The sequence below is a fragment of the Candidatus Uabimicrobium amorphum genome, assembly GCF_009002475.1.
GTDB lineage: Bacteria > Planctomycetota > Uabimicrobiia > Uabimicrobiales > Uabimicrobiaceae > Uabimicrobium > Uabimicrobium amorphum.
This window is the reverse complement of record NZ_AP019860.1, coordinates 6,492,457-6,507,422: the sequence shown is the minus strand read 5'-3', so window position 1 is coordinate 6,507,422 and position 14,966 is coordinate 6,492,457. Positions and strand designations below refer to the sequence as shown.

Sequence of the window (14,966 nt, the reverse complement as noted above, 5' to 3'; positions counted from 1 at the left end):
CGGCTTTTTATTACTCAGGAAAATAAGGAAAACAATCATGAAGCAAGTACTCTTAACTGTTTTATTTTTGTTGGCTATCGCGGTACAAGCGCAACAAGTGGTCAACAACAACTTGACGATAAAAGGATCATCACCAACACTTGAATTTCAACGTCCAGGTTGGGATATTAGTAAAATATATCGAGAAGGGGCGCATTTAAAAATATTCAATCGCAATGACCACCCTACGGGAAATATCACACTACAGACGCGTACCAGAGGACTGTTAATTGTACAAAATAACACTGGTAACGTTGGTATTGGTACGACAACTCCTTCTGCGAAACTCCAGGTCGAGGGAAATACGCTCGTTAACGGTGGCCTTGATGTAAATGGTAATACAACAACCTACAAAGTTCATTTTCGTGGTAGCGATATGTGGATGGACCGCGATAGCGATAAAATTCGCATTCGCAATGGCGGAAAAGTTCTTTTTGAGATGGGAAAGTACCTAAAAATTCGAGGTGACAACCGTAATATCACCATTGAAGAGGCCGACTCTCCGGGAGCATTTCTCATACTGGGAAATGCCACAGGAAATGCTGGCCAGTTTGCGCCAACAATCGCGATGAAAAGTAATCGAAAAACCGATATGGCGAACCTTATTTATGCATATGCGATGAATGAAGCGAGTGACAGCCCCATACTCAACTTTATCTCAAGAATGGAAAATGGCGATGTAACACAAAGAACTCTATTTCGATTTGCAAATAACAGAACTTCGGTTCTTGAAATTGAAGCAAATGGGAGCGTTGGTATTGGTACGACAAATCCTTCTGCGAAATTGCATGTGGAGGGTGATACATTTGTGAATGGTAATGTAAAACTGAGCAAAGTGAATTTTCAAGGCAGTGATATGTGGATGGACCGCGATAGCGATAAAATTCGCATTCGCAATGGCGGAAAAGTTCTTTTTGAGATGGGAAAGTACCTGAAACTTCGAGGGGACAACCGTAATATCACCATAGAAGAAGCCGACTCTCCGGGAGCATTTCTGGTGATGGGAAATGCCACTGGAAATACTGGCCAGTTTGTACCCACAATCTCTATGAAAAGTAACCGAAAAACCGATATGGCGAACATTATTTATGCATATGCGATGAATGAAACAAGTGATAGCCCCATACTCAACTTTATCTCAAGAATGGAAAATGGCAGTGTAACACAAAGGACTCTATTTCGATTTGCAAATAACAAGACTTCGGTTCTTGAAATTGAGGCAAATGGGAATGTAGGTATTGGGACTGCAACTCCTTCCGCGAAATTGCATGTGGAAGGTGACGCAAACATCACCGGAAATATAAAGGCCAATGGTAATGTCTACACGCAAGGCAACGATGTTTATTTTCACAAAGACAGTAGCGACCTTTACCATGGGATCGGAATGTATGACAAAGATCGCAAGTTTAGCAATATGGACGTAAATGGTCCTGTTGTTTATGGATTTAACGGTGGTGCTCTTGGTAGTACCGAGGGTGGACAAAAAGTTGCCCTTCGGTGGGATAGTCAACGAAATGTTTCTGTAACAGCTAGCTTAAAAGTCATGGGAAACGTTAAGACCAACACTCTCGATCTAAACGGTGGTGGGGAAATAAAACGTACTTACATCAATGGCAGATACTACTTAAGAGTTGATTCGGAAAATCTAGATATAAGCAATATGGGAATCTCAACAAAAGGCCGAGATGTCTATTTTCATAAAAGCGCTGGCGACTTTTTCAATGGGATTGGAATGTACGACAAAGATCGAAAATTTAGTAATGTTGATGTCAACGGACCTGTTGTTTATGGATTTAACGGTGGTGCTCTTGGTAGTACCTATAACTCAAAAAAAATCGCTGTTAGATGGGACAGCAATCAGAATGTTTCGATGAATGGTAATCTCTTCGTCGCCGGACAGATCACCGGAGAGATCAATGCCAGTGGTCGCGTTCATACACAGGGCAACGACGTTTATTTTCATAAAAACAGTAGCGATTTATACAATGGTATTGGTATGTATGACAAAGATCGTACGTTTGGCTTTAAAGATGTCAATGGTCCTGTTGTTTATGGATGGAACGGCGGTGCCCTTGGTAGCACTGAAGGGGGACAAAAAGTCGCTCTTAGATGGGATAGCAAAGGCAATGTCGGAATTGGCGTAATGGACACCCAAGGTTCAAAGCTCGCGGTTAAAGGAAAAATTACCGCACAAGAAATACGCATTACCAATATGGACAGCTGGGCAGATTTTGTATTTACCGATGACTACCCACTTCTTCCGATTGACGAGCTTGAACAGTCTATTGAGAAAAATGGTCATCTGCCGAATATTCCATCGGAAAAACAGGTAAAAGAAAAGGGAATCCAACTAGGGGAAATGCAAGCGAAGTTACTACAGAAAATCGAAGAGCTTACCTTGTATACCATCCAACAAAACAAGCAAATCCAATCTCTACAGACGGAAAAACGCCAACTGCATGATGATAACCAAAATTTGGAAAATCGCATACAAAAGTTAGAAAAAAAATGGCAGATGTTGATGGAAAAAATAAAGTAAGGAACATACATGAAATATATTCTAATTTTATTCATTAGTTTCACGGGATTATACAGCCAAGTTCCAGGTATTCCTCGCCCAGCTGTTTTTGAGGTTAACTATGATAAGCTAATTGCCAAATACACAGTAGATTCTGAGGCGCAAAAGGTATTTGAGTATGTAGAACCTTATTTCGACGGAGAAAATAATAAATTTGGTATACGTATAAAGAAAAAAACATTTGCCAAAATTGTATCGCAAATGCCGAACAATACACTTGAAGATACTGATAATCTCCACGTAGAAGCTCATAGTTTTAAACTCGAAAAAATACAGAAAAACGGCATTGTTGTCAGTTTTGCTATTCGTGCAAAACAATTCGTTTTTGGCAAAAAAACAGGCGAAAAAAATTGCAAATATCAAGTACTGCTGTCACTCGCTGTTTCTTCAAACCATGAAATTTACTACAGACCTCCTCAGATTTTTCCTGGCGAGGTGACAGAATCAGGAATTGGCTTTGTAATTGATCGTTTACTTGATATAACGGCAAAAGTTACGACATTCATTGCTTCTGGTGGTAAAAAAAGCTATGGCTTTCTTACTATCTTACAAGCACACGGGGCATTCGTTCTCAATATAGTATCTTTCTTTACTCTTTGGGGGAAGTTAACAAACTCCATTACAACAGACCGTCTAACCGATTACCTACACCGCATAAAAGTGATTGATAATAAGGAGCAAAATATTTACCTTAAGGGTATTTATTACGATGCGGGAGGGGTCAATATACTTTTTCGCTATCCTGAGGAGATAGAAGATGCCATTTTGCAAATTTGGTCGCACACCTTTCCTCATATGATTCACGACCACTTACAAAAGCACATTCATTCACAGCCTGGTGTTAGCCAATTGAATAATTACTACGATTTTATTCACGACTACAGCAACCATAAAATACAGGCAGAAAAAGAATTTCATGTTCCTTTGAAACACGAAGTTCGTTTTCGTGGAAAAGAGATTCTTTTAAAAGAAGGCTTTTGGGTAAAAGAGGGTGGTATTTTCGAAGGTAAAAGTACACCTTAGTATTATTTAGTCATTATGGGCATAACTCGTAATTGCGAGTTATGCCCACCCTTCTTTAAATCAAAGAGCTGGGGAAAAATTTACCATGAAACAGATCACAGTAATCATCGCATTCATTTTTTGCACATCTACTTTGGCAGATCATAGTTTGCCTGTAGAAGCAACACCTTTATTCACCGAACAATACAAACGTGTGCGCAAACGCTTTTTGGAAAAGTTTGTGTATACAGGCGAAAAAGTTAACTATCCTGCCGAAATAGCCGAAGGTATTGGCATCGATGGGAGCCGCAACTATGAAAAAACGATTTTTTTTACCGACCACGGTGTATATCTGGGTTTTGCACTTCTCACTTTCGCTGCAGAGTCGCACATCTTACAACAAAAAAATATCCATAATGGGCAGACAGAAGCTTTTATTCATAAACTGCTACGGCAAGTCGACATGTTAGATACCGAAGGAGATCGCAAACATTGGGGGAAAGACACCCCGGGATTTATGGTGCGTAATCTCATTGATGATCGCGACTGGCGCCCTAAAATTTTATGGACAACTGAAAAATACAATATCAAAAGCGATTCTGAACTTTCTTTACCAGGAAGCAAGTATTACAAACCAGAAGAGTATAATCCCAATTTAAATGCGACGAGCTTTGACCAGATTGCTCATATCTTTATGGGATGCCGTGCTGTGGAAAAATGGTCTTCCAGCGAAGAAAATAAAAAACTATCGCAAAAAATAGTTCACAGAGTAATTGATCGCCTTATCGAGCAACGGTTTATTTTAAAAATGCCTAATGGAGAAGAAGTTTCCAACAATCGTGGCGGTGACGGTCGTCCTCTTTCTGGTTTTTTATGCAGTATCGCCGACGCATTTGAGGGAAAACCTCTTATGAAACCTCAAGCTGTTACGGACAAAATTGTCTTGACGCTCTATCGAAATTATCTCCCTGAAGGAAGAGTGGATTTAATGAGAGATGCTGAAAATCCTCTTGCCAAAAAATTACCTCTTCCTGCTGAACTTGCTCGTGGTCTAGTTGATTTATGGTCATTGATTTTCACTGGTAAAACGCTGACCAAAAGAGCCCAGGAAACAGAAGATAAACTACGTAATTATCCATCCGAAAGTATACGTCAGGAGATTGCAACAGCTTTAAATACCAATGTAGATTTTTTGATTTTAACTTTGATGAACTTCACCAAAGAAGATCTCAAAGAGCATGAAACCCAAGCCTTCGCAATAAATCTTGGACTCATCGCCTTCGCCTTAGACACGGCAGTCAAAGATGAAGCACTCAAGAAAAGGGCCGAAACCTTTCAGCACCCTTTTTGCGTGTTATTGCGTTCCGCAATTCACGATCGTACGATCTATTCGCAAGGAGAACTTCATAATGTGAGTAAACTTCTAACTCTCTGTACAAAGGATGGTCCTAAAGGATATCGCAAAGATAATCCATTTTGGTTTAAAGACAATCGTTGGGTACGCTGTATTGATTACTCTCCGTCAAGAGACGAAAGAGAAACAGATCAAGCGATTTACAACGGGCTTGATTTTTTGGCTCTAGAGGTTTTGCTACGTATTTTGAATAGCCCTTTTCACATACAACCCGAAATCGATTTGTTGTTTCACCACCCAGAAAAACTAACTTATCAGGCACAAAATACTATTACCGCAAGCCATAGCTTTCACCTAAAAGCAAATAACAAAACGAAATTTACTGCACAAAAAGAAATTCGTCTACTACCAGGTTTTACTGTAGAAAAAGACGGAGATTTTCACGGAAAATTGGAAAAATAAATAAAACACTCACGGCTATTTCAAGCTTAAAAAATTGGAGTTTATGATGAAAAAATTCATATTGTTCACTTGTTTCATTTTGACTTCTTTTGTTTGCACGCAAACATTGGTCTTAACTCAAGAGGAATACACGGGTTTGGGGGATCATCGTCGTATGAATACTCATATTTCCTTGTATAACAACGGATTGCTAAAAGCAAAAACAAGAGTATGGACCGCAAAAAAACTGAAAGGATTTACCGGCGGGGTAAATATATTATTCTTCAATGATAGCAAACAACTCATCCATCAAACACCACTTAAAAAATATGGTGTTGATGGTACAGGCGTGCCATTCACAAAAAGTGATGTCACAAAAAATTGGTCCACACTTATCCCGATTAATGTGTTAAATGACACGAGTTATATTGTTATTTACCAAAGACACACTCCCACACCGCGTTTTCTAGGACACTCGATAAAGGATATCGAGAAAAAAATAGGAAAAACTCTTTACGAACTTCAGGTAAAAAAAAGAAATACCTTAATGTCTTTAGGTAGCTGGGCACAGGAAGAGTTGGACAATGGATTCTCTTATATAGACCGTACTTACGACAGATTGGAAAAAGGGGCGAAAGCAGAATTAAAAAGAGGTGGTAAATATTTAATGGCACGCTATAAAGCTCTGGAAGGGTTTGTAAAAACCGGGAAAATTGATTTAAAACAAGAATGGCGCAATGGTATTGATTTTTTAGCCAGACGCGGGAAAGATTTAAAAAGAAGTGTCGAAACTGAGATCAACAATGGTGTCAAGTATGTTAAGAGAAGTTGGCTATACAAAAGATTACAGGTAGGTCTTCGTCATTTGTTTATGGAAAAAGTTCACTTCGCTTATAAGGCAACAAAAGATTCTAGAGGAAATACACTCACCGGAGAGCCTGTTTATTACGTTAATGGAATTTACACAACTCTTAATCCTGAGTACGAAGATTCTCCAATTAGTAGTGCAAAGGAAGAGGCCGATCTACTGGCCAATAAATTAAGACGTCCGGTATGGGTTATCTACAATCCCTCGGTTGTCAATCCACCAAAATATCATACTGGAACGCCTAAAGTAGGTGAAGACATTGGGGAATTTGTCTATGATAGAATATGGCCAACAGGAGTCGCTGATGCATTACATGTTCCTCATGCAAGTATCCTTCACCCACAAGAAATAAAAGAAAGATTTTCATCACTAACTCGACTTCAAAACAACCCCACAACAAGGCAGATTGCATATCTTTTATACCATGCCAAAGGTCCTATTTCTATCATCAGCTATTCCCAAGGGTGCGTCATTACAAGAAATGCGTGTTTTACTCTGACATTATTTGGTAAAAGCTCATGGATGCGTCATCATTTAGCCTGGGTTGCTTTGGGTAGTCCTTTAGGAGAAACAGAAATGCAAATCGTCGGCGATGGCACAAGAATGACTTATCCTGCCAAATTTACATCGCCATCTAATGATGAAGATTTATTTGCAAATCTTGTCGCGGGTATGGATTATTTTACTATAGGGGGAATAGAAGATCACGCGTTATATAATTACTTAGACACCTTTGACGAAAGCGATTTGTGGCCCACCAACAATGTTTCCCTACAATTGGCTTCCAGCTATGTCATAGAGTCAGAAGAACAAGTATTTCAAAGTAAGAAAATAGAAGCGAAAAGTGTGATAAAAAAAGGAACCACAACTGTTCTCGAAGCGCAGGAAGTTTTATTACTACCAGGTTTTGCTGCCGAAGACGGTAGTGTTGTTCATATAAAGTTTATTGAGTAAGATGTAACGATTAGAATAGAAAGGTCTCTGTCAAAAAAATACAATGTAATAAGATCATCAAACGGAAGTAAGGAGTCATTACAATGAGAAAAATAATAATATTTCTAGGCATAATTTTCTGCCTGGTAGATATTTGGGCATTTAAACCCAAAACACATTTATATATTGCCGAAATTGCATTGCAGGATGCGATTGATGATGGCAAAGTTCGCATTCCCTATGTAGATTATGAAACAAAAGAAATTATAGGGTATCACGATTGTACAGTACCTGCCGATATTTTACATGCGCTCAAGAATTATCCTGCTCAATATCGTGCAGGTGTAATGGGTCCAGATGCTTACCCTGATTTGATTACCGGGCAACAAGCCATCCACCCTAAATATGTGGATCGTTGGTTTCGTTATTTGTGGAAACATGCGCAAAACAAGGGGCCTGCAGTCAAAGCTTTTGTATTAGGTTATTTGACTCATGGCGCGGGAGACATGTTTGGACATACTTTTGTCAATTACTTCTCCGGAGGTGCTTTTACTTTTTCTCCTAAAAGCAATGCTGTAAGGCATATCACCATAGAAGGTTGTATCGCGAACCAAACGCCCTTGCAGCAAGCATACCACAATGTGAGTATTGCTGGCGTTGAAAATTTTATATATGAATACTTAGTGGATGCCCATGAAGATTCAGAGTTACGCAAAACGCTACTCAAAGGTGCTGGAACGGATTTCTCTTTACCGCTGTATTTTTCGAAATTGAAGACGAAATTAAAACGTTACAAACAGGATTATCATAACTGGATTAACAAACGAAATGCAAAAATAGATGGCCTGAAAAAGAAAAACCGAAGAGAAAGAGACAAATTTATACCCGATTACATTACCATTTCAGCACGGTTAGTAGAGATTCAGTTGTTAGAGGCAGAAAAAAAAACCTTTGAGCTTGGCCGTGCTCCTGCAGTGAAATATGCAGAGGAGTGGATCGATGATATAGAGAGAGGATTGAAGCGCTGGGTTCGAGTTGCACACGAAATTGCCGTTAACTTGATGCTTCACCCCAGTGGTAAATCGGATATCGAAAAAATAAAAAGCATTGCCTACGACTATATCACAAAACATCTTTTGTCCATGTATGGTGCACCTGACGTTGTTGGCGAAGCCTTGCGCAAAATAGAAGAATTCATCCAAGAAGTTATAGATTCTATTCCTGGTTTAAGAGAGTTTATTGAAGAAGTTGGCCACAAGGTCGAGACTTTTTTGAAATTTCTATTTGAAAAAACTTTTGGCATGAGCTGGGAAGAGTTTAAATCTTATTTTACAGAACCAGAAAAACGTTTCCCGATAGTTTTTTTGGGAAGACCAACTTTACAACAATTTTACACCGAACACCTTGGCATCTCTGGTCGTAATGAAAAACTATCGGAAGAAAACCTATTTCCCGCCGCACAGAACACTTTGACCATGAGTAAGTTGATTTTTCTTGATCGTTTTGAAGGCAATAAACTTCTCAAAAAGATAGGATCCCCAACGACCTTAAACCATGAAAATTTCATGTTGGGTTTCATAAAAAATTTAGATGCCGGTAGTCAATGGGATTGCTGTTCTGTAAAAATGACACTATCACAAGAACCAAACACATACCGCAATTTTTTTATGGATCAGTTGGGCGCTCTCAAAGTGCAAGCGGTGGTAAAAGACAATATTTCTCTGGACCGTATTCACGAAGGCCGCGGAATCTATGAAGCGAAAGAAACAATCACTACCACGGGTAATATGACAATAACAGGTGCGAAAAAAATACGCATGGAGGCAAAAAAAATTCAAATTGGTCCTGGATTTAAAATCGAAGAAGGGGCTAGAGTAAATTTAAACGCGAAAGATTAAATTTACTCTGCCACGCTTTTACACAGGTACTTAGCACTGTGTCAAACAAATTATGTTCAATAATGTACCTCAAATCGAAAGGAAAACAATGTATCGAATACTTTTAGTATTGTTTGTTATTTGTTCTACATTGATCGCACAAGATAGAAATGTAAATGCAAGTATCAGCGATAGATCTAATAATGGTAGCATCAACTTACGTGCGGACAATGGTGACATAGGCATACGTGGTAAAGTCATTACTTTGGTACCGCTTTCAAAAGTGATTAATACTTATGGTAGGATTATCATTCATCATGACAACTATCTCCAACTTGGTCAATCCACTATTCTACAAGAGAAAAATGGAGATGGAAGTATCTATAGTCCTAACAATTTAAGAATAACTTCCGGAAACATCAACATTGATGTCAGAAAAGGAAATTTGTATATTAATGCGCCTAATATGGGTAGCAAAAGCGTAGGGACAACATCTATTGTTTTGCAAAACCACAAAGAAGGATTTGTGTGGTCGATGGGAGCATACAAGGATGGTTATTATATTTATCGCTCCAACAATAAGCGCTACGCCCTATTTGCGGACAACAATTGCAATGTTGGACTTGGAACAACAAATCCTAAAGCCAAACTACACATTGGTGGTAATAACCCCAAAATTGTTTTTGGAGAACCCAGCACGATTTACAAATATGGTAGATATGCTATCGATATGTGGGAGGAAAAGCTAAAAGTAACTATACCTGGCCACCACACATTCCTAGAAATGTCAAAGACTTCTAGTGGAAATGCGAAAGTAAAAATAAACAGCCACTCTTCTTCGTTACTTAGCATTGTAGGATCAACTGATTTTGAAGGGAACGTCACAGTAAAAAATCGCTTGCATGTAAAAAGTAACGTAGTTGTTGATGGTGAAGATTCAACAATGGGTAGAATTTTGCGTCTAAAGACGACGACAAAGGAAGTTTCAAGTCTTTTCTTAGATACAAAAAAGCGAAATTGGGCCGTAATGTCGCACACTGGTAACTTTTATATATCTGACATCACTGGACAGAAAGATTTTTTTACAATTAACACAAATGGAAGTGTCATTCTTGGAACCAATATAAATCCTACCGGTGTACCAAGTAATAATAGACTTTTTGTTGCGGGGAATGTCAATGTAAAAGGTAGTCTTGATATTGCTGAAAATATTAAAATTACCAAACGAGAAAATCCTTTTTTAATCATTGATTCCCATGAAAAAACAGAGAGGGGCATCCAAATGAGAAATAGAGGTCGGGATGTCGCCAAAATATCTTTTTTTACACCGTTTAATCCAGATTTGGAATATACGGGGAATAATGAAGAGGAAGAAGAAGAGTTTGAAACTGACCAATTGCAACTACAACAACAAGCACATTTAAAAATCCGAGTGGGTACGAAAATACCTATGAAAATATGGAGTTACACTGGTAAAGTAAATATTTACGAAGGCTTGGGAGTAAAAGGTGGCTTGAATACCGACCGTTTGAGCGCCGATCGCGCTCAATTGAACTCGTTAAATATTGACAAAGATGGCTGGGTTGCCATTAACGCTGCTCCGAGCCCTGGAACTACTCTCGTTGTCAATGGTCACTCAAAAATCAACGCCAATCTGAATGTTTTTGGGGAAACTCGATTGAGCAAAGCGGTCACAATCAATTCAAATTTAGAAGTTTCTGGGGATACAAATGTAAACTCGATCAATGCAAGTGGAGCAAAGTTTGAGTTATACAAACCTACAGGAATTGGTATAGAGATTGGTCATGATAATGGAAATGCCCCATTTATCGGCAGTACCAAAAGTAATTATGGTTTGAATATCAAAACAAACGGCACAAAAAGAATACATGTTACCAGTGACGGTAATGTGAATATCTATAACAACTTAAATGTTTCGGACAACGTGGCTATTGGTTCAAGTTCTAGTCATGGGCATAAACTCGCGGTTAATGGTTCCATTCGTGCCAAATCGGTGACTGTAGATACGGGTTGGTCTGACTTTGTTTTTGAAGACGACTATAAGCTGATGTCTTTAGAAGAAGTAGAGGAAAAAATTGAAAAGAATGGTCATTTGCCCGACATTCCTTCCGCAGAAGAAGTCGCCAAAAATGGTATTTCTCTGGGAGAAATACAGTCTAAGTTATTGCAAAAAATAGAAGAACTTACCCTCTACACGATTCAACAAGAAAAGAAAATCAAAGTACAAAATAAAAGAATTCAACAACTCGAAAACCAAAACAAAAAAATTCACGAATTAGAAAACTTAATTCAAAAAATAATGAAACAAAAGTAATCAATTCTAACTTTTTTGGTTATTACAAAACCACAGAGATCACAGAGAGAAGTTATAAAAAACAATAGAAACATTACACTTAAAAAGAGATATGTAAGTTTTATTTACAAGTACTTACAGTGTTTTAGGTTTTTTAATAGGTTTCTCTGTGTGCTCTGCAGGAGTTTCAGTAATTAGCTAAAGATTAGAATTAACAGAAGAAAGAAGAAAGGAGAGTGATGCAACTGTTTTAATTTAATATAATTAGGGGAATTCAAAATTCAAAAATTCAAAAATTAGTTTCCTTTTTAAGGATATAAAAATGGAAACAGGAATTCCCCTGATAGATAGAGTACAAGAAATATATCCGTGGTACAAGAGTGAAGAGTATAAAAAATTGGAAGAAAGATATGGTACGAGAGTAAAAGAAACTCTAAATGAACTGATACTTTATCCAATATTTCAATTTGATAGTATTAATGATATTTCACAAACGTTACAAAAGAACAAAAACAAATATTATGATCTTTTGAAAGACAAAGATGTCGATTGGTGGCAACTAATCAAAGAAATAAGCTTTGGGCTATTAGTAACGTTCTTAAAAAAATACAGAAGCAAAAAAGAGAAATCGTCAAAGAGTCGTTGGAAAATAAGACTAATTTTAGACAGCACGATAATAAAACGCTGGGGAAGAAAAATGGCATATACATTTAACGTGTACAATCCAACAGATAGGTGCTACATGCATGCGCAAAAATTGTTATTTTTTGCTGTATGCGTAGGAAAAGATAAATTCATTTTTCCTTTAGCCCCCACTTTTATTACATCGAAACAGCACCCTAATCATGTAAGTCCAAAAGTGCAAATAAAACAGATGCTTTTAGAATTAAATAATTATGTACATGCCAACGGTCTTACTCTTGATGGGGTGCGCATGGTTACCGACTCGGAATACTCCATCATTGAAGTTATGAAACTAGCAAAGCAACTTGGTCTTGAATTCTATGGAGCATTAAAGTCTTCGTGGGTTGTTAATATCGATTCTGTTGATACTCATGTTTTAGAACTTAAGAATGGTTGTATTCCTAAGCCTCCGAAGCATAGTCATTCGATCGGTTTGTACTATCGTTTAAATGCATCGCATAACATTCTCGGCGATATTGCTCTGTTAATTAAACCCTACTTTTGCCCATTTACTCGTCGGCTTAAATATTCTGTTTTTCTCTCTTCTAACCCCAATGTTAACTCTAATGTTATACATCAAGAGCATTCTGTTAGATGGAAGATCGAAAACATGTTTCGCGACTTTAAGCATGTTCTTGCCATTGCTTCTTATCATGGAACTTATCATGTCGCACAAAATGCTTCTTTTGCCATCAGTTCTTTACGTTTTATTTTTGCTCGTCTTTCTTTGAAAGTTGCTGCTCTTTCTCCTTCTTTGCGTTGGAATATCAAAAATACTAAATTTACTCTTACTAAACTTTCTCGTTATATTCGAGATCATTATTTTCTTGATTCTAAATCATTTAAATTAAAACGGTTGCAGTACTCTCCCCTTTCTTCTGTTAGGTAACTCCTACTTATCCGACTACTACGGAAACTTCTGCTCTGTGGTTTTATTTCATCCATTATGTAACACGATCACCAAACCCGTTAGGATCAGAAAATAGCACCCAAAAAAGCATCTTTGTTCTCAACAATAAAATACCAAGCCGACTCAATGGATCTCAAATTTTTTTCCAAATTGAAAAGTACTAAGAATATGCCACATGGCAAACGAAAGGAATTTCCTCATGAAATTTACTGTACTTAGTATCGTATTTTTACTACTAATTCCTGTATACGCCAATTACACGGGACCTGTAAAAACGGTATTCCGAGATATCCCTCCTCGTAAATCGATTGGCAAAACATGGAATTCGAATGCCGATTCTTTCACAAAAACAATTGCCAAAGAGGAACACTTCTATTTAAAAGCGCGTGAGAGAATTACGATTTTGCCAAACACCGTGATCGAAGAGGGAGCAAAATTTAGTGCTTCTATTTCCTCAGAGATACCAACGAGAGTGTCTTTGACAGGTAGAACAGAATTGTATCAAGGTAAATCCGCTAATTACAATGTGATGGCTTATTTTCCAGAGTCTTCTAAAGATGTTACCAACAGTTGCAAATGGGATGTGTCGCACAGAGACTACGCTGAAATCACACAAAATGGAAAACTTGAAGCAAAAAATGTCCCCCATGATATTGATATTGACATTGTTGCTCGTCTTAAATATCAAGATTTCGTTATTGAAATTAATCTACAGGTGAGAATACTTGTTCTTGCAATTACAAGTCTAAAAATAGGCCCGTACGATCTTGTTAAGCAAGGATATACGGTAATTACAAAACAGCATAGTTCTGTGGAACAAGACTTGAACGAAGGAGCGGGAGGCGCCTACATATATCTTTTTTTTAAAAAGGAATATGTCGCTCCTAATAAGAGAATTATCGGAATTGCAATTATTGCCGCCGATACCGAGCGTCCGAAAATAGAAAAGGGATATGCGGTTAATTATGTTGGCGATTGTAATGATGATATTGGCGGAGGGTCAGCATATGTAAATGTATTTTTCAAGCGTGGCTATGGATACCATCCGATCACAGATATTGCGATTCTAAGGTCACCTACTCCTGATCAAAAACACCGAGACTTTCAAGTCATACCTCTAGATATCAATTTTGGCTCAGGTTCTGTCAAAAAACATGCTGACGGGACAAAAACGAAAAAACACGGAATACCTCTGTTTATAGCGATAAAAAACGGCGAAGAGACCATACATTTCGCATACGGAAGTGATAGTGATTACGGGGTAACTCGCTACAGTGATAATATTGCTAGATTTGTAGATGATGCTAAAAAAGCATTTGGAGATGTCGAAAAAGCCTACAATAGAGCAAAGACAGCTCTAAAGAAAATACAGAAAAAAATAGGTTCTGTGGCGGATTACGAAACAAACAAGTGGCGTATAAAAGACGAGATTAGAGATGGCGGATGGCGCGTGGCATGGGGAAGAGAACTAACCGAAACAGACCTCCTTGAGCTCATTGGAGCTATTGGCGCTGACTTCCTTGGAGGTGGTGGAGTCGCAACCGCAACAAAGTTAGAAGAATTAGGTTTAGAATCTGTAGAAACACTCACCTCAAATGTGATAGACGAATTTTCTACGTACTTTGCCGAAGAGAAGAAAAAATTGGTAGAGGAGATCACGGGGTACTCAGGAAAAGTGATCGGTATTTTTTTTCAAGCACTCATCAACGGCGACAATCCCAAAAAAGCGGTTGCCGCATTTTTGAAAGAAAAAAGTAGAGAAATAGGTGGTATAAGGGTTCATTTTAAGGCAGGTGTCGCGGAATATTCAGGATCGAACAAACTATTCGGTAAGACTATTTCGAAAACATTTTCGTGGCAACCTTACATTGCGGTACGCATTGTGAGGGGAAAATAACGAGCAAAAGCAATTGTTGAAACTCATTTTCGAGCAGGTGTGGATGAAGTTATAAAGTTAGTAATAAAA

The 14,966-nt window shown here is 38.0% G+C and carries 8 protein-coding genes; all 8 read left to right on the top strand.

The window, feature by feature from the left end; genetic code table 11:
• Positions 1-37 precede the first annotated feature (37 nt).
• The 8 genes from UABAM_RS23095 to UABAM_RS23060 all read left to right on the top strand — a co-directional run bounded on the left by UABAM_RS23095 (position 38) and on the right by UABAM_RS23060 (position 14,897).
• Positions 38-2,578, top strand: a complete 2,541-nt coding sequence (locus UABAM_RS23095) for a hypothetical protein (protein ID WP_151970359.1) — start codon at positions 38-40, stop codon at positions 2,576-2,578.
• Between the two features lie 9 nt (positions 2,579-2,587).
• Entirely contained in the window at positions 2,588-3,640 is a 1,053-nt protein-coding gene (locus tag UABAM_RS23090) for a hypothetical protein (RefSeq protein ID WP_151970358.1), read from the top strand.
• Positions 3,641-3,725: 85 nt separating this feature from the next.
• Positions 3,726-5,435, top strand: coding sequence for a 3-coathanger stack domain-containing protein (locus UABAM_RS23085; protein WP_151970357.1), 1,710 nt, complete (start codon positions 3,726-3,728; stop codon positions 5,433-5,435).
• Between the two features lie 43 nt (positions 5,436-5,478).
• On the top strand, positions 5,479-7,236 hold the full coding sequence (locus UABAM_RS23080; protein ID WP_229759298.1) for a 3-coathanger stack domain-containing protein: 1,758 nt from the start codon (positions 5,479-5,481) through the stop codon (positions 7,234-7,236).
• An 83-nt stretch (positions 7,237-7,319) separates the two neighbouring features.
• Positions 7,320-9,113, top strand: coding sequence for a zinc dependent phospholipase C family protein (locus UABAM_RS23075; protein WP_151970355.1), 1,794 nt, complete (start codon positions 7,320-7,322; stop codon positions 9,111-9,113).
• A gap of 88 nt (positions 9,114-9,201) precedes the next feature.
• On the top strand, positions 9,202-11,427 hold the full coding sequence (locus UABAM_RS23070; RefSeq protein WP_151970354.1) for a hypothetical protein: 2,226 nt from the start codon (positions 9,202-9,204) through the stop codon (positions 11,425-11,427).
• Between the two features lie 301 nt (positions 11,428-11,728).
• Entirely contained in the window at positions 11,729-12,979 is a 1,251-nt protein-coding gene (locus UABAM_RS23065) for a hypothetical protein (RefSeq protein ID WP_151966752.1), read from the top strand.
• A gap of 220 nt (positions 12,980-13,199) precedes the next feature.
• Complete coding sequence (locus UABAM_RS23060) at positions 13,200-14,897, top strand: hypothetical protein (RefSeq protein ID WP_151970353.1); 1,698 nt, start codon at positions 13,200-13,202, stop codon at positions 14,895-14,897.
• Positions 14,898-14,966 lie beyond the last annotated feature (69 nt).

What these genes read in the sequence shown, in the direction of transcription:
- UABAM_RS23095 (WP_151970359.1), top strand. Translation starts at nt 38, where the DNA reads ATGAAGCAAGTACTCTTAACTGTTTTATTTTTGTTGGCTATCGCGGTA.
- UABAM_RS23090 (WP_151970358.1), top strand. Translation starts at nt 2,588, where the DNA reads ATGAAATATATTCTAATTTTATTCATTAGTTTCACGGGATTATACAGC.
- UABAM_RS23085 (WP_151970357.1), top strand. Translation starts at nt 3,726, where the DNA reads ATGAAACAGATCACAGTAATCATCGCATTCATTTTTTGCACATCTACT.
- UABAM_RS23080 (WP_229759298.1), top strand. Translation starts at nt 5,479, where the DNA reads ATGATGAAAAAATTCATATTGTTCACTTGTTTCATTTTGACTTCTTTT.
- UABAM_RS23075 (WP_151970355.1), top strand. Translation starts at nt 7,320, where the DNA reads ATGAGAAAAATAATAATATTTCTAGGCATAATTTTCTGCCTGGTAGAT.
- UABAM_RS23070 (WP_151970354.1), top strand. Translation starts at nt 9,202, where the DNA reads ATGTATCGAATACTTTTAGTATTGTTTGTTATTTGTTCTACATTGATC.
- UABAM_RS23065 (WP_151966752.1), top strand. Translation starts at nt 11,729, where the DNA reads ATGGAAACAGGAATTCCCCTGATAGATAGAGTACAAGAAATATATCCG.
- UABAM_RS23060 (WP_151970353.1), top strand. Translation starts at nt 13,200, where the DNA reads ATGAAATTTACTGTACTTAGTATCGTATTTTTACTACTAATTCCTGTA.